The organism is Exobacillus caeni (assembly GCF_005747095.1).
Classification (GTDB): domain Bacteria; phylum Bacillota; class Bacilli; order Bacillales; family Guptibacillaceae; genus Exobacillus; species Exobacillus caeni.
This window is the reverse complement of record NZ_SWLG01000001.1, coordinates 691,587-712,649: the sequence shown is the minus strand read 5'-3', so window position 1 is coordinate 712,649 and position 21,063 is coordinate 691,587. Positions and strand designations below refer to the sequence as shown.

The following is a 21,063-nucleotide window of genomic DNA, read 5'->3' as shown; positions in this document are numbered from 1 at the left end:
GTTTTTTCTCTTAAAATAGAGATTCATTTATCTTTTGAATAGAAAAGGGGGCTGCCCAAACACCGCTTTATCGATGTTTTGGGTCAGCCCCTTAGTTGCCAGCAAGTGCCACCTCATTATTCTTATGTTCCTTTGCTCTGGTTGTAATTTCCTCAGAATACCAGCTGTTGGCATGACCGTTATCTTTAATAAATTCCTGAAGCCCTCCCATACCTCGATGATAAGCAGTTAAAGCCTTGTCCCAGTTTTTATACTTTTGATGCAGGTAATCAAGATATGTAACGGACAATAGTATCGAGTAGTATGGGTCGAATAACTTTTCTTCTTTGTATTCTACACCTGCCATTTTAGCAATCCATGGTGCAGTATTTTTCATAAATTGTCCCATTCCGTATGCATGTCCATATTTTGTTTCCGGTCCAACAAGGTTAGGGTCAAAAGTATTCCCTGTTTCAACCTTTAGCAATTCGTAAACGATATATGGATCGATTTCTTGTTCCATAGCCTGCTTTGCAAGAAAACGGCCCCAATCCTTTTTAAACCTCCTGTTGCTGTCGTTGTAAAAATCCTCAGCATAGGTTCCTGCTTCCATCCACGTTTGATAATGCCCCGATACCTGCTTTTCTTGATTTTTAGCTGAAACTTGCTCGATTAACACAAGTTCTTTTTGCATTGCTGTTTTGATTTCTTGAACGTTAGCTTTTAAGTTCTCCTTCTCCTTATTCGCCGTATCAATTTGTTGCTTTAAAGAGAAATTTTCGAAAGTCAAGTATGTAACGATGCCTAATAAGCATAAAGCAGCCAAACTCATTCCTATAAGATACTTTCGTTTTTTTAAAAGTTCCATGTTAAAATTTGATACACTCCTTTACATATGTATTATTTTTCATTCATGCAAAGCAGTTCTATCGGGTTATTCATTCCATCCATAGTCTTTTTCCCTCATATTTTCTTCTTAAACATATTAGTTTATAAGAATTTTTTACCAGCAATTAAGAAAGAAAAAAACAGTGAGCTTTAAATTACAAATATGACCACAAATAAAAAAACTGCACGGGTAAGTGCAGTTTTAATGGATTGGAGACTTGAACTTGGCTCCCTTGGTTTCCTGGGTATTCATTATGGTAATAAATGCGTTAGTGTCGATTTCGTATATGATGTTCTTTAGTTTTGTTACCTCAAGTCTGGTGATAACAACATAAATGACATCCTTTTCTGCGTCAGTGTATCCTCCTCTTCCAGAAAGCTTGGTCGTCCCCCTGCCAAGCCGGTCAAGAATTGCGTCAGAAACTTCCTCGTATTGCTCCGAAACAATTAGGACGGCTTTTGTCTCATCAAGCCCCTGAATAACAGTATCTATCGTTTTAAATGCGATATAGTAAGCCATCACCGAGTACATCGCCTGTTCCCAGCCAAACACAAAACCTGCCCAGCTGAAAATGAATATATTGAGAAACATGACGAACTCACCAATAGAAAAAGGGAGCTTTTTTGTCATTAGTATTCCTAAAATTTCGGTCCCGTCCATTGAACCGCCGTGGCGGATAACAAGACCTACTCCGATTCCCAATATTAATCCGCCAAAAACGGTTCCTAAAATCGGTTCATTTGTAAAAGGTTCCATATGATGTAGCGCAGTCTCAATCGCAGCAAGTCCGACGATACCGACTAGGGAAGACATCACAAACGTTTTCCCTATTTGTTTATATCCATAATACATAAAAGGCAGATTTAAAACGATAACCAATATAGCGAAATTCAGTGGTGTTAAATAATCTAAAATAAGGGAAATTCCAATGATCCCACCATCTATAATATGGTTTGGTATTAGAAAAAGTTCAATCGAAACCGCAGCTAACGAAGCCCCAATTAAGATAAGAATTAAACGGTAAATAAGATGTGTTGCACTTTCTTTCCTGTGTTGTTTTTTCTCCATTCAAACCTCCTCTGTCTTTACAGATATCTCTATTCCCTTTTTTTCTTCATTATATAAAAGATTTTATAAAAAATGTAGAATCTAACATCGAGAAACCTTACTGACAGACACATAGGTCTGCTTCCTACATAGACTATTACGAGCAAAAGGAGGTTTCACGGATGAACATGATCCAATTACAGCTAGTGAACTATAAGTTAAACAATATTACTCCTTCCGAACTGATACAGCTTTCCAATCAATATGGTATCAAGATATCCCAACAGGAAGCAAAACAAATTATAGCCATACTAAGGCAGGAAACGATCGATGTTTCTAACGTAAAACAACGGAAGAAAATCCTGCAAAAAATAAGCAAACAAGTTAATCCGCAGTTAGCATCCAAAGTAAACAAGTTAATTGAAACAGTACTGCAATAAAAGGCTTGAAAATTAAAAAGAGGGTTGACTCAAATCAAAGTGTCAGGCACCTCCAACACTTTATCCAGATCCCACTGTTCATCTAGATATGGTGCTAACGGAGAGAGCCAGACACTTGTGAGTCAGCCCCTTTTCAGCTCAAACTTCTAACTTTTCTTTTAATTTCTCATCAAACTTTTTGCCATGCAGCATCTCAATTTCAAGCTTATAAGGCGCTTTTTTGTTTTTCTTATCAGTGCCAACATAAGGAGTTTCAAGGATCTTTGGTACTTCTGCAAGCTGTGGATGATGGATTACATAATTCAATGCATCAAACCCGATATGTCCAAATCCTATGTTTTCATGGCGGTCTTTTGCTGCGCCTCTTTCATTTTTGCTGTCATTAATATGCAAAACCTTTAACCGTTCCAAACCGATCGTTTTATCAAACTGTTCCAGAACACCATCAAAATCATTGACAATGTCATAGCCGGCATCATGAGTATGACATGTATCAAAACAAACAGATAACTTTTCATTATGGGTCACACCCTCTATTATCTGTGCAAGTTCTTCAAATGTCCTCCCCATTTCTGATCCTTTACCAGCCATTGTCTCAAGTGCTATTTGAACAGGTTGATCACTTGTTAAAACTTCATTAAGACCTTCTATAATCTTTGGGATTCCTTTGTCAGCGCCTGCTCCAACATGTGCTCCTGGATGCAGAACAATTTGCTTTGCCCCTAATGCTTCTGTCCGTTCAACTTCTGACCTGAGAAAATCAACACCTAGCTGGAATGTTTCCGGCTTTGTTGTGTTTCCAATGTTAATAATATATGGGGCATGAACGACAATCTCATCGATTCCGTTTTCAGACATATGCGCCCGTCCAGCTTCAATGTTTAGTTTTTCGATTGCTTTTCTTCGTGTATTTTGAGGAGCTCCTGTATAAATCATAAATGTATTCGCTCCATAAGAAACTGCTTCCTCACTTGAAGCCAGCAGCATTTTGTCTCCACTCATCGAAACATGTGAACCTATCTTAAGCATTGTTACACACTCTCCTTTACCTCCATTATCATAGCACAGCAAGAATAATTGGGGAAGGAAACGGCACTTTAAATATATAGAAAACCGCTCCATCTCTGGAGCGGTCCGTTACTTCTTTCGTCTTCTTTTATTTAAAATGTCTTCCTTTTCTCTGCGCATCTTTTTCTTGTAACCAGGCTTTACTTTTTTAGGTTTCGGAACATGGATTCCTTTTGTAAGATCAGGTTTCTTCCTTCGTGTCACCAGTGGCTTCGCTTCTACAAATTCTCCATCTTTTACATCTTTGTAAGCGAACTCTATGCCTCTCTTAGACAATTTTTGAACAGCGTTTTGATCCTCTGCCTCCACTAATGTATAAGCGACTCCTTCAGCTCCTGCACGTGCGGTACGCCCTACACGGTGAACATAAAAGTCTAAATCTGCTGGCATTTCATAGTTGATAATATGGGTGACGCCTTTGATGTCGATTCCCCTTGAAGCAAGGTCAGTCGCGACAACAAACTGGCTTTCTGCTGAACGGATCTTTTTCATTATCTGCTTTCGCTGCCTTGGCGGTACATCGCCGTGAAGCCTGTCAACATCGATTCCCTGCTCAATTAAATAGTCTGCTACCTCATCTGCTGTTTGCTTTGTATTAGCGAAGATCAGAGCAAGGAACGGATTAATGCTTCCCACTATATTTCCGAGCATTTCTTTCTTATTGCGGTGCCGTAAGGGGATCAAAACGTTTTCCACTTTCTCGGCAGTTCCTTCTTCAGGATTTACTTGTACAAACTTTGGATTGCTCATATATTTTTTTAAAAATGGCTGTAAGCTTTCAGGTATCGTTGCAGAGAATACAAGCATTTGCAGTTCCTCTTGCATTCGTGCGGCGACATAGTCCACATCTTCGATAAATCCCATATCCCACATCTGGTCTGCTTCATCCACAACGAGCATATGTGCGGTATGGACATCGATCGCCTGTTCCTCGACTAAATCCTTAATCCTACCCGGAGTCCCTACAAGAAGATGAGGTGTGTTTCTCATTTTACTGATCATTCGTTTGCGATCAGTTCCACCAACTGCTGTCTTAGAAGTAATAGCACCTTCTTCAGGTTGCTCTGTTAGGAGTTTCTCTACTTCCTGGTGGATTTGGTCGGCAAGTTCCCTGGTAGGGGCAGTAATAATCGCCTGCAGAGTACTCTGTCCAGGATTAATGCGATTCAATACAGGCAGCAAATAAGCAAGTGTTTTTCCAGAACCTGTTTGTGACTGGCCGATCGCACTTTGCCCATTTTTTATCCCGGGGATTAAACGTTCCTGGATTTCTGTTGGTCTTTCAAAGCGTTGTCTTTTTAAAGCTTCTATTAAAAAAGGTTTTAGTTCCAACCTTTCAAATTGCTTCATATTCATGGTATTTCCTCCAATTCGTACAGCTACCTTTGTATTATAGACTAACTCTGTAAAAATCGCCATGTTTCCTTTACTTTACCTTTGCCCAATTTCACCGATTTAAACACTTAAGAGACTTATCCGCATATCTTTATACTAACGGTAAATCTCTATAGCAGAGAAAGGAGGGATTGGTTTGAACAGATTCCCATCCGCTCAACAAGCAACCGGTGCTGGCACAGGCTTCCCGTTCACAGGCTCTTCATTTGGCCAAACACCCTTTGGTATGCCACAATCATTTGGCCCTCAGTCGTTTGGTCCACAACAATTGACATCCCAGGCTGCTCAAAATGCTGCAAGGCCTGGAGGATTTCTTTCTAATTTACTTTCAGGAGGCGGAGGCAACCCGGGAAACATTACCTCAGCACTTCCACCCGGTGTAATGCCTCAAGCCCAGACAGGAGCCGGCGGTTTAATATCAAAGTTTTTACCAGGCGCCGCCCAGGGCGGCGGTATGGATATCATGGCGATGATACAAAATGCACAAAAAGTAATGCAACTGGCTGATACCGTTAAACCAATGGTCCAGCAATACGGTCCTATGGTCAAAAACCTACCTCAGATGATGTCAGCCCTAAAAGAATTTAGCAATTACAACAGCGATGATATTGATGATGAGGATAACTTTGATGATGAGAATGAAGAAAGCCTGGAAGACACTGCCGAAAATAATAGTTCCCAAGAGGAAAAAAAGAAACAAAGTTCAAAGTCAAACACGGCTTCAACAAAGAACAAACAGGGAAACAGCAAAAATAATAAGTCCAGTACATCCAAAAATAAAGAAAAAAAAGAAGCTAAAGAAAAAATAAAAGTAAAAAGTTCAAAGCCAAAGTTATATATTTAAGAGTGTTTCTTTTATCAAACGGTTTTGTTACAAAAAGTTTTACTCAAAAAAAGCAGGAACCAACAGTTCAACACAGCGATCGTTCAGAGATCTCACAAATGAAAAACATATGCTTTTGTCATTCTTCCTCACGCTCGCCGACTGGCGGGCTTTCTTTATGGTTACTTTCCGTTATCAATATACTTTCATTGAGTTATAAACTGGTCTCCATTATAATGGGGGAAGAAACCTTATCGAACAGATATTAAATGATATACAATTATAGACCCTGGAAATCCAATTGAGGAGGTTCTCAATGAAAGTAGTAAAAATTTCACCGCGTGGTTATTGTTATGGTGTTGTCGATGCGATGGTCATCGCTCGAAATGCCGCTCTAGATAAATCCCTTCCCCGGCCAATCTTTATACTCGGTATGATTGTTCATAACAAGCATGTAACAGATGCTTTTGAAGAAGAAGGAATTATTACGCTCGATGGTCCTAACCGAATGGAAATACTTAAAAAGGTTGACAAGGGAACTGTTATATTCACTGCTCATGGCGTTTCACCAGAGGTGAGAGAGCTTGCAGAAGAAAAAGGATTAACTGTTCTTGATGCAACTTGTCCTGACGTAACGGTAACACATGACTTAATCCGCGAGAAAGAAAAAGAAGGATATGAAGTTATCTATATTGGCAAAAAAGGCCATCCGGAGCCTGAAGGCGCCATGGGAATAGCCCCTTCGATCGTACACCTTGTAGAAAAAGCGGAAGAAATAAATGCCTTAACTATTTCAAGCGACAATATCTTAATTACGAATCAAACAACAATGAGCCAGTGGGATGTTCGCCACATCATTGATAAAGCACTGGAAAAGTACCCGGGTGCTGAAGTTCATAACGAGATTTGCAATGCGACACAGGTAAGGCAGGAAGCTGTCGCAGAACAAGCTGGTGAAACGGATCTCTTGTTAGTCGTTGGAGACCCAAGAAGCAATAACTCAAACCGGCTTGCTCAGGTTTCAAAAGATATCGCCGGCACACCTGCTTACCGAATCGCTGATGTTTCTGAGATAAAGCTAGAGTGGCTGGAGGGCGTAGAGGTAGTCGGTATAACCGCAGGAGCTTCTACTCCGACCCCGATTACCAAAGAGGTTATAAAGTTTCTTAATCAATACGATAAAAACGACCCATCTACGTGGGAAAGATCGAGAAATGTTCCTTCCAATAAAATATTGCCGAAAGTAAAAGTAAAGAAATAGAGAAAAAGCAACAACCTTCTACAAAAAGGTTGTTGCTTTTCATTTTATAGAAATTGAAAAGGGTCCGTATGCTCTTTTGATGTGATCACAGTTGTTTCATATTTATTAGACTCTAAATATGTTTGCAATTTATTCATAACGCCGGCCTTCATCACTTTTTCAACATTGTGGCCTGGATCTACAATAGGCAATCCTTCTAGCATGGCATCATGTGCTACATGGTAATAAATATCCCCTGAAACAAATACATCGGCTCCTCGAAACTTAGCAGTAGATACAAACTTATTTCCGTCTCCGCCAAGAACCGCTACTCTTTGCACAGTTGAAGAAAGATCACCAACAACACGCACACCATCCACATCCAATTTTTCTTTCACATACGCCGCAAATTCATTTAGCTTCATCGCTTGTTTTAGTTTTCCAAGCTTCCCTAAACCTAGCTCTTCTCCTTCGTTATCCATTGGCACCAGGTCATATGCAACTTCTTCATAAGGATGGGCCTTGATTACAGCTTTAAGCACCCTTGATTCCAACTCTGCGGGGAAAATGCTTTCTATTTTGACTTCGTTTACTTTTTCCAGTTTTCCCTGTTCACCGATGTAAGGGTCTGCTCCATCTTGGGGTTTAAAGGTTCCCTGGCCATCTGTATTAAAAGTACAATGGCTATAGTTGCCAATGTGACCCGCTCCTGCGTTCCCAAGCGCTTCACGGACAGCATCTGCATGATCAACCGGGGTAAACACCGCAATCTTTTTATAGATTGTTTTATAAGTTGGTACAAGAACCTCAGTGTTTTCCAATTCTAGCGCTTCTGCCAGCAGATCATTTACGCCTCCCCTGGCAACATCAAGATTTGTATGGGCAGCATAAACAGTAATGTCATTTTTAATCAATTTTTCAATCATCTTACCCTGTGGGGTGTCCAGATTAATGTTTTTTAACGGTTTATAGAGGATAGGATGATGGGCAATGATTAAATCTACTCCCTCTTGAACAGCTTCATCCACTACATTCGTTAAAACATCCAGTGCCACCATTATTTTTTTGACTGGCTTGTTCAACGTTCCGATCTGCAGGCCTATCGGATCTCCTTCCTGAGCGAGTTTTTTTGGCGACCAGGACTCAAAATACTGTATAATCGACTGTGCATTTGCTAATCTTGCCAATTTAAAACCTCCTCGATCAGTTTAATTTCTTTTAATAAATCTTGGATCTTCTCATTATTTTCATACTTAGATCCTTTTTTCATTTCATTTAAAACGTGCTTGCGCTTATTATGTTCATAAGTCCACTTTCGTTGAAAGGCTTCGTTCCTTTCACTTTTTAAATATGGGCCGAAAATTAAATTGGCTTGTGTATCTTCTGTATAGAGGGAATCGCTCTGTCCCTTTTCTGAGACTAAAATTTCATAAATCTTTCCATCTTCTTCAAGAATCACTTCAGCGATTAATCTCCAGCCGTTCTTCCATAGCCATTCCCTTAAAAGATGTGCAGCTACATTTGGCTGCAGAATAAGCCTTTCTACCCCTTCAAGCTTTGTCTGGTCTTCCTTTAAAATGTCTCTTATTAACTGGCCGCCCATCCCAGCAATCGTAATTACATTAACTTCGTTAGGAGAAATAACTTCTAACCCGTTTCCTTTTCTCACCGAGATCTCTTCCTGTAGCCCGCTCTTTTTAACTTGTTGGACAGCTGAACGAAATGGTCCTTCGTTCACTTCCCCTGCCACCGCTTCTTTACTTAACCCATTTAAAATAGCATAACACGGCAGATAGGCATGGTCTGAACCTATGTCAGCTAGAACTGATCCTTTCGGTATGTACGATGCTACAGCCTGAAGTCTTTTTGAAAGTAATTTTTCGTTCATCGTTTTCACCTTATCGTTTTATAGTTTCTTTCCTCTATTGTAAACAAAAACAAAAGAAACTTCACATAAACAGCAAAAGCTTCCTGTCTAATAAACAGAAAGCTTTTTGTTTGTTATGCTATTATTTCTTCTCTGCAAGCCATGCTGCAACTTTGTCTGCCGCTTCGCCTTCAATCAGACCTGCCGGCATCGCACTTCCTTTACCTTCAGCAATGATGCTGCGAATTTCATCTTGGGAATATTTCCCTCCGATTTTATTAAGAGCTGGACCAACAACTCCTTCAAGATTTTGGCCATGACAAGAAGCACAGTTCTGAGAAAAAATTTCCTCAGGGTTAGCCGCAGCCTTGTTCTGGTCTTTCTCCCCAGCAGCCTCTTCTCCTTGAGATAAACCGTAAAAGGATAGACTAATAATCAAGATAATTCCTATTACAGCGGTCCAAACGTATGGCAAGATCGGATTCTTTTTCATATCTTTTCCTCCTTGTACACCTGCTTAAGCTGTTGTTTAGTTTTCCCCGGATATGTACGAGTAAACAAATCATTACTTATTTTACTTTAAAAAACATTGAAAGAAAAGGGTTTCCATAACAATTACCATAATTGTCACGAATTTAACCATTAAACCTTATTCCTATCTTAACAAAGTTTATCGTATTATAAAAATTTAAATATCCAACCCTTAATTTGCAGCTCCAGGCAAGTTACAACCAATTTAAAGTTAATAACGGATGGATGGCCGATTCGGAAATACACTACGCTTTCCGTGAGCTCGCGCTGAGCCTCCTCAATTGCACAAAACGCCTGTTGCCCGCGGAAAGCGAACTGCCCGGAGTAAAAATCAATGCTGCAATTCATCGCAGTTTATTGCTCTTGCGCAAAAACTATTTTTTTTAAAAAAAACAGCCAAAGTAAAAGATAGCAAAAAGAAAACACCAGGATATACTGATGCTTAATTAACTGTCTTTTGTTTTTCTTCCAACCAGCTCTCTGCCTGCTTCCTCAGCTTATACTTCTGGATTTTTCCTGAAGCTGTCATCGGATATTCATCTACAAAGAAAATATATTCAGGAATTTTATATTTAGCTATTTTCCCTTTGCAGTAGGAAAGCAATTCTTCTTCAGTTAAGGTGGAACCTTCTTTTTTCTGAATGCAAGCTGCTACTCTTTCACCATATTTTTCATCCGGTACCCCGATAACCTGTACATCAAGAACATCTGGATGGGTATATAGAAACTCTTCTATCTCTCTAGGATAAACGTTCTCTCCACCCCTTATAATCATATCTTTAAGGCGGCCTGTGATCTGAACATAACCTTCTTCATCCATCATAGCCAGATCTCCAGTATGTAACCATCCATCTTCATCGATGGCCTCATTTGTGGCATCAGGCATCTTGTAATAGCCTTTCATAACATGATATCCCCGGGTGCAAAGCTCGCCAGGATTGTTCCGTGGTACTTCTTTTCCTGTTATCGGGTCGGTAATTTTAACTTCAACTTCTGGAAGCGACTTACCAACTGTATTCACTTTACGCTCGATCGGATCATCTGTGCGAGTCTGGGTAATAACTGGAGACGATTCAGTCTGCCCATAAGCAATAGTGATTTCATCCATGCCCATTTCATTCATTACTTTTTTCATCACTTCGATCGGGCACGGAGACCCGGCCATAATACCAGTTCTTAAAGTAGATAAATCATATTCTTTAAAGTTGCTTAAATTTAATTCTGCGATGAACATCGTTGGAACACCGTGTAAAGCAGTACATTTTTCTGTTTCAACAACCTTTAACACTGCTTCAGGGTTAAACTCAACAAGTGGCACTATCGTTGCCCCAACCGAGAAAGCCGCAAGTGTTCCAAGTACGCATCCAAAACAGTGGAAGAATGGGACCGGGATACATAAGCGATCTTCATTAGTTAACTTCATCGCATGTGCAATCATGTTTCCGTTATTTAAAATATTAGAATGTGTCAGCATTACTCCTTTTGGGAAACCTGTTGTTCCTGAAGTATACTGCATGTTTATCACTTCATGAGGATCTAGTGAAATTTCGGTTTCTTTAAGCTCGTCATCTGTTGAATCTGCTGAAAGGCTGATAAACTCTTCCCAGGACATCAGCTCATCCTGCGGATTTTCACCGATAAAAATCAGATGTTTTAAGAAAGGAAGCCTTTCAATATGGGATTTTCCTTCCGATATCCAATCTGCAGCCTTGACCAGACTCTTTACCGTGTCCACATATGAGGTGCCTTTAAAGCCGTCAATCAAAAATAAAGTGGTGGAATCAGATTGTTTTAAGAGGTACTCTAGTTCACTTGATTGGTAGTTCGTGTTGACAGTAACAAGAACCGCCCCGATCCTTGCTGTTGCAAATTGCAATGTGAGCCATTCCGGAACATTCGTTGCCCATACCGCGACATGCTCTCCTTTTTTCACACCCAGAGAAAGCAAAGCTTTTGCCACTTTTGTCGTTTCATCAAAAAAATGCTGGTAAGTATACCTTAAATTACGTTCCGGATATACGATTGCTTCCTGGTCACCGTATTGTTTTGCTTTTTCTTCTAACATTTGGCCAATCGTTTGCTTTAAGAGCGTTTCCATCATTTCACCCCGTCTTATTTAGTAGTTAGACGAGTTTTCACCTCCTTTCAAAATATTAGATCCCCTGTAAAACGAGCGCTCGTTCAGTTTAGCATCCGATTTCCCTTGCGATAATCATCCGTTGCACCTCGGAAGTACCTTCCCCAATTTCAAGAAGTTTAGCATCCCTGAAGTAGCGTTCTACGTGATAATCTCTCATATATCCATTCCCCCCATGGATTTGGACCGCCTGGTTACAAACCTCCATACATATTTCTGAAGCGTATAGTTTTGCCATGGAAGCCTCTTTTGTAAAGCTTCTACCCTGGTCTTTTACCCATGCAGCTTTGTACACCATATTTCGGGCCAGTTCTATTTTCATTGCCATATCTGCTAGTTTAAACTGGATTGCCTGGAAGTTTGAGATTGATTGTCCGAACTGTTTACGTTCCTTTGCATATGAAAGTGCTTTTTCATATGCAGCCTGAGCGATTCCAACCGCCATGGCACCGATTCCTATTCTTCCTCCATCAAGTGTTACAAGGAATTGCCTGAAACCATGGCCTTTTTTGCCAAGTAAATTTTCTTGGGGAACACGAACATCTTCCATGACTAACTCAGTCGTATTTGAAGCATGAAGACCCATTTTTTCATAGTTATCGATCACTTTGAAGCCTTTAGCATCTGTTGGAGCGATAATAGCGCTGATTTCTTTTTTGCCATTCTCTCTACCTGTGATAGCTGTTAACGCCAGGTGGTTTGCATAAGAAGCATTCGTTATGTAACACTTGCTCCCGTTAATAACCCATTCTCCATTTTCTTCTTTTGCTTCTGTCTCCGTTCCTCCAGCATCGGATCCGGCTCCAGGTTCAGTCAGTCCAAACGCACCTAATGATTCACCTGTACAAATGGGTGTTAAATATTTTTCCTTTTGTTCTTTTGTTCCAAATAAGTTAATGGGAGCTCCGCCTAAAGAAACGTGAGCAGAATAAGTGATACCTGTAGAACCGCATCCTCTGCTCAGTTCTTCTACAACGATCGCAAAACTAGTTGTATCTGCCCCTCCTCCTCCGTATTCTTCAGGGAAAGGAAGTCCCATGATTCCAAGCTCACCAAGTTTTTTAAAGATTTCTACCGGGAATTTTTTTTCTTTATCTCTTTGTTCGGCTCCGGGAGCCACCACTTCATCTGAAAACTCACGCATCATTTTCTGTATCATGCGTTGTTCATCTGTTAAATCAAAATTCATACTCTCCCACCTTCCAAAATCTGTTTCTTCCAAGCGATGTGTATACGCTTACATAATATTATGGCTGAGTTGTTTAACTTTTTCAATATTTTAAAAAGTTTTCGCAAAGAAAAAAGCCGACCGATAGACTTTGCCTACAGTCGGGACTATAAAATGTTCGCTTTTAAAATTTTATTAAAACGCTTAAAATCCTTTATTGTTATAGTCATTCTTAAGGTATTTTCAATTTTTTTCCTGCGAGGCAGTTTGCAAAACGAAAGAAAAATCAGTAAAATAAATGACAAGATAATGGTGACAAAAAGAAAAGTTTACTTCTAAAAGAAGTAAACCTGGTATTGCCGTTATTTATTCTAAAAAGTCTTTTAAGCGTTTGCTGCGGCTTGGATGACGCAACTTACGCAAAGCTTTTGCTTCAATTTGGCGAATTCGTTCACGAGTCACTCCGAACACTCGGCCCACTTCTTCAAGTGTTCTCGTACGTCCATCGTCAAGACCAAAACGAAGTCTCAAAACATTTTCTTCTCGATCGGTTAAGGTATCAAGAACATCTTCTAGTTGTTCCTTTAAAAGCTCATAAGCGGCAGCGTCAGATGGTGCAAGTGCGTCCTGGTCCTCAATAAAGTCACCAAGATGGGAATCGTCCTCTTCACCGATTGGCGTTTCAAGAGAAACGGGCTCCTGGGCAATTTTAAGGATTTCACGAACTTTATCTGGGGATAACTCCATTTCTTTACCGATTTCTTCAGGACTTGGTTCACGGCCTAAGTCTTGAAGCAGCTGACGTTGAACCCTGATAAGTTTATTGATGGTTTCAACCATATGCACAGGGATACGAATCGTACGAGCCTGGTCTGCGATCGCTCTTGTAATTGCCTGGCGAATCCACCAGGTAGCATAAGTACTGAATTTATACCCTTTTCGGTAGTCAAACTTTTCTACCGCTTTTATTAATCCCATGTTACCTTCCTGAATCAGATCAAGGAAAAGCATTCCGCGGCCGACATAGCGCTTGGCAATACTTACAACTAGACGCAAGTTTGCTTCTGCAAGACGCCTTTTTGCTTCTTCGTCCCCATCTTCTATTCTTTTAGCAAGGTTGATCTCTTCTTCAGCAGAGAGAAGGTCAACCCTTCCGATTTCTTTTAAATACATACGAACAGGGTCATTGATTTTCACGCCCGGAGGGACGCTAAGATCATTCAAATCAAATTCCTCTTCTTTTTCTACGTCCTGGACGCTTGGATTGTCATTATCCTCGATCACTTCAATTCCTTGATCCTCAAGGTATTCGAAGAACTCATCCATTTGATCAGAATCCTGTTCAAACGGCGCTAAACGTTCAACGATTGTGGAATACGTAATGATTCCAGTCTTTTTTGCAAGATCAACTAATTGCTCTTTGACTTGATCGATGGTCAATTCACCTTCTGCCGGCTGGCGAGCAGGTTTCTCAGCCATTCGATCCCCTCCTTCCATACTTCTACAACAATCAACAAACTAAGAACTCTTTAAGTTCTTCTTCATTTCGAGTATTTCCATAGCAATTTTAGCAGCAAGAACAAAGTCCTGCCTCTGCTCAGCTTCCTTTTTTTCAATTTCCTTTTCTTCTATCTGCAACCGTTTCGGATAACTCAGAACCTGTTTGATATAATCTTTTAGTTCTCGTTCTGAAATATCCTGGTTAACATTCATCATCGCAATTTCAGATGCTGCTTTTACCAGGGTCGAGTCATTGAGCTTCTCGATGAACATTCCTGCATCAGGCTGATTTCCTTCTGCATAATAGCTATAAAGATACGCAGCAAGCGCACTGTATTCATCGATGTTAAAAGCCCCTCCGATCTCCTCCTGTACCTGTTGGGCAATATCAAGATCGCGCATCATATGGGCAAGAAGAATTTTCTCGGCATTGTGGAATGCAGGAAGCAACCTCTTCGAAGTATATATTTTTTTCCTAGAATTATTATCCCTTGTCTTGGAAGCATTATCCCTTTTCTTTTGCTGTTTATAAAACTGAAACTGTTGCTGCTTGAGCGCACTAAGCGAAAGGGAAAATTCATCAGCAAGCTGCCTGAGGTAATGATCACGCTCCACAGCTTTTTCTAAACTGCTGATTTCCCTGAGTACTTCTTCGATATACTTGATGCGTTCTCCTTCATCAGAAAGATTTTTTCCTTTTCGAAGAGTATCCATTTTAAATGCCATGACTGTTTGTGCAGACCCTATTACATCAGATTTAAAACGTTCTGCTCCGTATTTCTGAATGTAGTCATCGGGATCCATCTTATCAGGCATTCTGGCTATTTTTACATAACATCCGGCTTTTCCCAGTTCCTCAGAGGCTTTCATGGCGGCATTTAGCCCTGCCTTGTCAGAGTCGTAGCAAATGACAACTGATTCTACATGCCTTCTAATTAATTCTGCCTGGTCCCGGGTCAATGCTGTCCCAAGACTTGCAACGGCATTTTGGATTCCAGCACCATGGGCAGCAGTAACATCAACATAGCCTTCTAATAGGACCAACTGCTGTTTTTTCCTGATATGTGAGCGTGCCATGTGAAATCCGTACAGAAATTTTCCTTTATGAAAAATTTTCGTTTCAGGGCTGTTTAAGTACTTTGGTTCACCTTCACCAAGAATCCGCCCACCAAAAGCAATCACCTGGCCTTTATGATCCCAGATCGGAAACATTACCCTGTTACGGAAACGGTCAAAATATTTCCCATCAAAATCTCTGCTTGAAAGGAGTCCTGCTGAGGCTGCTTTATCCAGTGGGAAATTTCGTTTTTGCAAAAATCCCGTTGCAAAATCCCAGGAATCGGGGGCAAACCCGATTTGGAATGTCTTTATGATTTCCTCTGTGAAACCTCTTTGCTTTAAATATTCGAGCGCTTTTTCACCCTGTCGGGTATTTATTAAACTATGGTGATACAGTTTAGCCAAAAAGTCATGGGCCTTGAACATAACTTCTTTATCCCGGGAACCTTGATTCCCCTTATGTTCTCCCACTGTCTCAGGCAATTCGATCCCGGTCTTTTGGGAAAGATGCTGAATCGTTTCTATAAAGCTAAAGCCTTCCATATCCATCAGAAACGAAAACACGTTTCCTCCTGCGCCACAACCAAAGCAATGAAAGATTTGTTTGTCTGGTGCAACCGAAAAGGAAGGTGTCTTTTCCCCATGGAACGGACATAGGCCAAAATAGTTCCTTCCCTGTTTCTTTAGCTGAACGTAGTCACTGATCACCTCTACGATATCTGCTGTACCACGGATTTTCTCAATCGTTTCTTCAGGGATTTTTCCTGCCATAACGCATCACCGTAATTACCCTATTCTATGAAGCTTAAGATTTTCCTTCATAAATCGACATTTTTTCTTCAAATGAAGTCCTGAAACTTTGTCTATCTGCCTCGGTAAACTTTTTGGGGCCTTTTACTCGCTTGCCAGCTCGTCTGTTTTTGGCAGATAGGTATCTGGCATGCAAAATATCACCAATCTTTTCTTCCTTGTAGACCATACCACGAGGGGACATGACATAAACTCCTCTCGGCAAAAGCAAACTTGCAAGGCCATAGTCCTGTGTTACCACAACATTCCCGGATACCACATGATTGACAATATAGAGATCTACTTCTTCTTTTTCAGAGTCTACCAGTACCCACTGTCCGTGGGAGGCATTGCTTGAAAAGTGAGCGAATGATGCAACGAAAATTACTTCCCACTGATATTTCTTAGTCAGGTCTATGATGTCTTCTTTCACAGGAACTGGACATGCGTCTGCATCCACCAAAACAACTTTACTATTTTTCGCCATATTCCTCTATTCTACATCTCCTATTGTTATCCTTCTTTTAAATCTTATGTTTTAACTTTCAGAATTTTGTCGTCCTCTACTTCACTATCTTAACCATTTTAAGGTTTTTCAATCTTTGTTTCCCATTAATAACAATTTTTATCGACAATATTTGATTATATACTAAAAAAACCAATTTGAACAGATACAAAAAGAAAAAAGCATTGCACCAAACAGAAAATATTTTATAATCCTTTGGTGCATGCTATTTTGAATTTTTAACCCGCATTCTAATTAAACCGTTTTCCCTGGTAAATGCTCAAGATTAAATTCGCTGTTTCTTCAACTGCTTTGTTTGAGACATCGATAACCTGGCAATTCATTTTATTTACGAGCTTATTAAAGTATTCCAGTTCTTCTTTTATCCGTTCCATGTTCGCATAACTTGCTTCTGCATTTAAACCCAATGCTATCAAGCGTTCTTTTCGAATATCATTTAGCTTTTCAGGGCTGATTTTCAATGCGAAACATTTATTCGGCGGCACCTTGAAAAGTTCTTCTGGAGGATCAACCTCTGGGACGATGGGGACATTTGCAACTTTTAACCGTTTATGTGCTAAATATTGGGATAATGGCGTTTTGGATGTTCTGGAAACACCTATCAAAACAATATCTGCAAGTAATATCCCCCTTGGATCCCGGCCATCATCATATTTAACCGCGAATTCAATAGCTTCAACGCGCCGGAAATAGTCTTCATCTAACTTATGGACTAGTCCCGGTTCATGCCTTGGTGTTTTTCCTATAGCATCTTTCATATGGTTGATCATTGGACCGATAATATCAATTACCTGAACGTTTGCTTCGCTGGCAATTTTCAGTAAGTAGTTCCTCATCTCCGGCACAACGAGTGTGAATGCGAGGATCGCATTGGATTCCTGTGCAAGGGTCACTACTTCATCGAGTGTCTCTTTATCTTCCACATAAGGAACCCGCCTCATTTCCACATCAGAATGGTTGAACTGGCTTGCTGCAGCTTTCACTACTAATTCAGCAGTTTCACCTACTGAATCAGAAATCACATAAACGAGTGCTTTATTCATGTTATCTCTCATGCCAACCTCCTTAGGCTTATTTCCTTGTATAAAAGGAGGATATAAGGTATCCAACTTGTTATGATTCAAAATATTGTTTCCTATAAAGTTTATCATAAGTTTTTCTTGATGTGCTATATAACCTCATTCTTAGCCAGATCTACAAGTACTTTTGTAATGTTTGTTTTTGTTATCCGACCGATTACTTCCAGACCCTCGCCTTCTTCTTTTACTACGGGAAGGGCATCGATTTGTTTCTCAATCAGCTTGTTTGCAACTTCAATTAGTAAGTCATCATTCGAACAAACTGTTATGTTTGGCATTCTTGTCATAATGATATTTACTGGAATTTCTGCCAAATCCTGTCTTCCAAGGCTTGCCCTTAATAAATCTTTACGGGATAACACCCCAACAAGATGAGTATTCTTATTCACTACGAATAATGTACCTACATCTTCTAAAAACATAGTACATATTGCATCATATACACTAGTGTTTTCCTGTACCACAACAGGTATAGATTTATAATCATCCACCTGGATTTTTTTGATCTTCTCTGTTAATAATTGAGAACCGGTCTTACCAGTGTAAAAATACCCGACTCTTGGCCTTGCATCAAGGTATCCAGCCATCGTTAATATCGCTAAGTCTGGTCTTAAGGTAGCACGTGTCAAGCTTAGCTTATCTGCGATATGTTCTCCTGTGATTGGACCTTCATTTTTTACAATTTGTAAAATCGTTTCCTGACGTTCATTTAATTCGATTTTACTCACCACCTTATCCATAAAAAGAAGCGTTATACTATTTATTAAATTATTATATACTATTTAATAATATTTGAAAATGTAGCATACTCTTAAAATTATATCAATCAATAATTGGGTTATACAGCAAATTGCTTTCATTTGTATCCTTCAAACATGTTTAAAAACAACAACGACTTTAAAATAAAGAAGCGCTATTCCAAAAAGATAGTTATTGGTTTTTGCACAAAAGCGATGAACTGCGACGCAATTGCAGCATTGATTTCCACTCCGGGCATTTCGCTTTCCGCAGCGGTCATCCATCCGTTATGTCGCAGTTTATCTCAACTAAGCAGTTAGCAACACCGCTCGTGGAAACAACCAGAGAAATAATAAATGCGCCCGCCAATTGCTGGGCGCACGCAAATTAAGGATTAAATTTCTCTAGCTGATTTAAAAAGCGTTTCGATTTTAGATAAACTCCCGAGTATGCTTCATAATATTCGTCTAAAACCTTTTTGATTTCTTCTTTTGTTTCTTGTTTTAAAGAAATGTTACCGAGACGCTGCAGATCAAAATGATAGAACAGGCGGATCAATTCTGCTGTCTTTTTCTTTATAGGGATATGGTAAGGATCATTTACAAGGCAGCGATGGCACAGGAAACCGCCCTCTTTCACTGAGAACTCATATTTCCCTTCCGTGCTTTTACACTTAACACACCGGTTGATTTCTGGGGTGATGCCTGCTACAGGCAGCATCTTAAGTTCAAATATAAACCGGATAACTTCCGGGTCTTTCCCTTCATTCAGTGCGTTTAGAGACTGGAATAGCAGTTCAAATAAAAAAGGGTTAGGACGTTTTTCTTCCGTCAGCTTATCGAGTAATTCTACTATATACGCAGCATACGAAGTTGAAAATAAATCGTTCCTTATGTTCCGAAAGGATGTTAATATTTCCCCTTGATTTAAAGTACCTAATCCTGATGATTGCTGAAATAAATACTGACCGTAAGTAAACAATTGTGAAATAGCAGAGAGGCGGCTTTTTGGCTTTTTAGCTCCTCGTGCCATCACGCCAATCTTTCCCGCCTCTCTAGTGAACAAAGTTAGAATCTTATTCGATTCTCCATAATCTACCGTTCTAATGACAATTGCTTCTGCCTTATGCATCATACAATCCACCAACTTTATACTTGTACTAGTAATGGGTCAAGTAATCGGAGGATCCAGTTCCAGTTGTTCTTCGCCCAGTTGTGGAGGAATCTCAACTTCATTTTCTTCCATTTCTTTCATTAAAAGATAGGTGTCAACGTCTCCTGTCATACAGAATACTTTCCAGGCAAAATGTTCCAACATAGATCCCACCTTTCTTTTGATAAGAACGTGCTTTCCTTTAGCTTGACCTTGATTTCATTCAATATGTTATGGAATTTTTGTCAATTTCTACTCGCTATATTAATACTCATCTTCACGATAACCAAAATCACGTAAAGAAGACATCTTATTGCGCCAATCTTTTTGGACTTTCACCCATAGTTCTAAAAAAACTTTTGAACCAAGCAGTGCTTCGATATCTTGCCGGGCACGCTGCCCGACCTCCTTTAACATTTTCCCTTGTTTGCCGATTATAATCCCTTTTTGTGAAGATCTTTCCACAATGATCGTTGCATGTATATCGATAATATTTGAATCTTCCCTTTTCTTCATCTGCTCTGTTACAACAGTGACCGAATGGGGAATTTCTTCTCTAGTTAAATGCAACACTTTTTCTCTAACCAATTCCGAAACAATAAAGCGTTCAGGATGGTCTGTTACATGATCCGCAGGATAATACTGAGGGCCTTCTTCTAAGTACTCTGTTATTTGATTTAAAAGCGTATTGACATTGTTGCCTTCAAGTGCAGAAATAGGGATTATTTCCTTAAATTCAAGCTTGTCCTTATAGAAATTAATCAAAGGAAAAAGTTCATCAGGATGAACTTTATCGATTTTATTTATCACCAGAAAGACAGGACGCTTCGTTTGCTTAAGCCTGTCGATAATAAACTGGTCTCCCCTGCCATATCCCTCTTCTGCATTGATAACAAATAAGATCAGGTCAACTTCATTCAATGTGTTCTGAGCGATCTTTGTCATAAAATCACCCAGTTTATGTTTCGGTTTGTGTATACCAGGCGTATCAATGAATATCACCTGTGCATCATTCGATGTATAGACTCCCTGAACTTTGTTCCTTGTTGTTTGCGGTTTATCACTCATTATCGCAATTTTTTGTCCGATCACATAATTCAACAAAGTTGATTTCCCAACATTCGGCCGACCAATAATTGATACAAATCCTGATTTAAATCCATTATTATTCATGTAAATCCTCCGGTGAGAAAGCTCCTGGCAGCAATTCGCTTACAGAAATCTCCTGAATATCTCCTTTTAAATTAGTTAAAAAAACCTTCATATCCGGTCCACAAAGCTCCGAAATAACCTGTCTGCATGCTCCACATGGCGGAACAGGCCGTTCTGTATCTGCCACGACTGCTAATGCTTTATAGTTTTTATACCCTTCTGAATACGCTTTAAACAGTGCGGTTCTTTCCGCGCAGTTACACATGCTGTAAGCCGCATTTTCGATGTTACATCCTTTGAAAACTTCACCTTCATCTGTCAACAGCGCTGCGCCCACCTTGAATTTTGAATATGGAACATAAGCATATTCCCTTGCTGAGATTGCTTCTTCAATTAGTTGTTTTTTATCCATTACAAACATCCTTTCAACGATTGTATCCATCCGTTAAACCTCTTCGTCGCCAATGTTAGAAGCGAGAATTCA

At 39.8% G+C, this 21,063-nt stretch carries 21 protein-coding genes; 3 read left to right on the top strand and 18 right to left on the bottom strand.

What is annotated here, in order from left to right; translation table 11 throughout:
* Window positions 1-91 precede the first annotated feature (91 nt).
* Together FCL54_RS03520 and FCL54_RS03515 are read right to left on the bottom strand one after the other, a co-directional pair.
* Window positions 92-811, bottom strand: a complete 720-nt coding sequence (locus tag FCL54_RS03520) for a lytic transglycosylase domain-containing protein (RefSeq protein ID WP_138123276.1) — start codon at window positions 809-811, stop codon at window positions 92-94.
* 258 nt (window positions 812-1,069) lie between these two features.
* On the bottom strand, window positions 1,070-1,936 hold the full coding sequence (locus tag FCL54_RS03515; RefSeq protein ID WP_138123171.1) for a YitT family protein: 867 nt from the start codon (window positions 1,934-1,936) through the stop codon (window positions 1,070-1,072).
* A 161-nt stretch (window positions 1,937-2,097) separates the two neighbouring features.
* On the opposite strand from FCL54_RS03515, the gene FCL54_RS03510 reads away from it, so the two are divergent.
* Window positions 2,098-2,355: a DUF2624 family protein gene (locus FCL54_RS03510; protein WP_138123169.1), complete on the top strand. Its 258-nt coding sequence runs from the start codon at window positions 2,098-2,100 to the stop codon at window positions 2,353-2,355.
* A 138-nt stretch (window positions 2,356-2,493) separates the two neighbouring features.
* Here the strand turns inward: FCL54_RS03510 and FCL54_RS03505 are convergent, their stop codons facing one another.
* Both FCL54_RS03505 and FCL54_RS03500 read right to left on the bottom strand, forming a co-directional pair.
* Window positions 2,494-3,384 (bottom strand): deoxyribonuclease IV, encoded by an 891-nt coding sequence (locus FCL54_RS03505; RefSeq protein WP_138123167.1) that lies wholly within the window; start codon window positions 3,382-3,384, stop codon window positions 2,494-2,496.
* A gap of 108 nt (window positions 3,385-3,492) precedes the next feature.
* Window positions 3,493-4,779 carry a DEAD/DEAH box helicase gene (locus FCL54_RS03500; RefSeq protein ID WP_138123165.1) on the bottom strand — a complete coding sequence of 429 codons (1,287 nt, stop codon included), beginning with the start codon at window positions 4,777-4,779 and terminating at the stop codon, window positions 3,493-3,495.
* A gap of 175 nt (window positions 4,780-4,954) precedes the next feature.
* Here FCL54_RS03500 and vrrA point away from each other — a divergent pair, with 175 nt between their 5' ends.
* Window positions 4,955-5,662 (top strand): VrrA/YqfQ family protein, encoded by a 708-nt coding sequence (gene vrrA / locus FCL54_RS03495; RefSeq protein WP_138123163.1) that lies wholly within the window; start codon window positions 4,955-4,957, stop codon window positions 5,660-5,662.
* Window positions 5,663-5,957: 295 nt separating this feature from the next.
* A complete protein-coding gene (locus FCL54_RS03490) occupies window positions 5,958-6,902 on the top strand; it encodes a 4-hydroxy-3-methylbut-2-enyl diphosphate reductase (protein WP_138123161.1) in 945 nt (314 codons plus the stop codon).
* A gap of 44 nt (window positions 6,903-6,946) precedes the next feature.
* Here FCL54_RS03490 and FCL54_RS03485 read toward each other — a convergent pair whose 3' ends face one another.
* The 14 genes from FCL54_RS03485 to FCL54_RS03420 all read right to left on the bottom strand — a co-directional run bounded on the left by FCL54_RS03485 (window position 6,947) and on the right by FCL54_RS03420 (window position 20,991).
* A complete protein-coding gene (locus tag FCL54_RS03485; protein WP_138123159.1) occupies window positions 6,947-8,068 on the bottom strand; it encodes a Nif3-like dinuclear metal center hexameric protein in 1,122 nt (373 codons plus the stop codon).
* Window positions 8,056-8,769: a tRNA (adenine(22)-N(1))-methyltransferase gene (locus FCL54_RS03480; protein ID WP_138123157.1), complete on the bottom strand. Its 714-nt coding sequence runs from the start codon at window positions 8,767-8,769 to the stop codon at window positions 8,056-8,058. The genes FCL54_RS03485 and FCL54_RS03480 overlap by 13 nt, the downstream gene beginning before the upstream one ends.
* A 121-nt stretch (window positions 8,770-8,890) precedes the next feature.
* Entirely contained in the window at window positions 8,891-9,241 is a 351-nt protein-coding gene (gene cccA, locus FCL54_RS03475; RefSeq protein ID WP_138123155.1) for a cytochrome c550, read from the bottom strand.
* A gap of 480 nt (window positions 9,242-9,721) precedes the next feature.
* Window positions 9,722-11,377 (bottom strand): AMP-binding protein, encoded by a 1,656-nt coding sequence (locus FCL54_RS03470; RefSeq protein WP_138123153.1) that lies wholly within the window; start codon window positions 11,375-11,377, stop codon window positions 9,722-9,724.
* An 88-nt stretch (window positions 11,378-11,465) separates the two neighbouring features.
* Window positions 11,466-12,605: an acyl-CoA dehydrogenase family protein gene (locus tag FCL54_RS03465; RefSeq protein WP_138123151.1), complete on the bottom strand. Its 1,140-nt coding sequence runs from the start codon at window positions 12,603-12,605 to the stop codon at window positions 11,466-11,468.
* A gap of 345 nt (window positions 12,606-12,950) precedes the next feature.
* The gene (gene rpoD / locus FCL54_RS03460) at window positions 12,951-14,063 is read right to left on the bottom strand and encodes an RNA polymerase sigma factor RpoD (protein ID WP_138123149.1); all 1,113 of its coding nucleotides are present in this window, start codon (window positions 14,061-14,063) and stop codon (window positions 12,951-12,953) included.
* 39 nt (window positions 14,064-14,102) lie between these two features.
* Window positions 14,103-15,914 (bottom strand): DNA primase, encoded by a 1,812-nt coding sequence (dnaG, locus tag FCL54_RS03455; RefSeq protein ID WP_138123147.1) that lies wholly within the window; start codon window positions 15,912-15,914, stop codon window positions 14,103-14,105.
* Window positions 15,915-15,948: 34 nt separating this feature from the next.
* On the bottom strand, window positions 15,949-16,419 hold the full coding sequence (locus tag FCL54_RS03450; RefSeq protein ID WP_138123145.1) for a YaiI/YqxD family protein: 471 nt from the start codon (window positions 16,417-16,419) through the stop codon (window positions 15,949-15,951).
* 269 nt (window positions 16,420-16,688) lie between these two features.
* Window positions 16,689-17,501 (bottom strand): pyruvate, water dikinase regulatory protein, encoded by an 813-nt coding sequence (locus FCL54_RS03445; protein WP_138123274.1) that lies wholly within the window; start codon window positions 17,499-17,501, stop codon window positions 16,689-16,691.
* Window positions 17,502-17,626: 125 nt separating this feature from the next.
* On the bottom strand, window positions 17,627-18,268 hold the full coding sequence (gene ccpN / locus FCL54_RS03440) for a transcriptional regulator CcpN (RefSeq protein ID WP_138123272.1): 642 nt from the start codon (window positions 18,266-18,268) through the stop codon (window positions 17,627-17,629).
* Window positions 18,269-18,662: 394 nt separating this feature from the next.
* Window positions 18,663-19,409, bottom strand: a complete 747-nt coding sequence (gene recO, locus FCL54_RS03435; RefSeq protein WP_138123143.1) for a DNA repair protein RecO — start codon at window positions 19,407-19,409, stop codon at window positions 18,663-18,665.
* 36 nt (window positions 19,410-19,445) lie between these two features.
* Window positions 19,446-19,592: a YqzL family protein gene (locus tag FCL54_RS03430; protein ID WP_138123141.1), complete on the bottom strand. Its 147-nt coding sequence runs from the start codon at window positions 19,590-19,592 to the stop codon at window positions 19,446-19,448.
* A 99-nt stretch (window positions 19,593-19,691) separates the two neighbouring features.
* A complete protein-coding gene (era, locus tag FCL54_RS03425) occupies window positions 19,692-20,600 on the bottom strand; it encodes a GTPase Era (protein ID WP_138123139.1) in 909 nt (302 codons plus the stop codon).
* On the bottom strand, window positions 20,593-20,991 hold the full coding sequence (locus FCL54_RS03420; RefSeq protein ID WP_138123270.1) for a cytidine deaminase: 399 nt from the start codon (window positions 20,989-20,991) through the stop codon (window positions 20,593-20,595). Before FCL54_RS03420 ends, era begins: the two co-directional genes overlap by 8 nt.
* Window positions 20,992-21,063 lie beyond the last annotated feature (72 nt).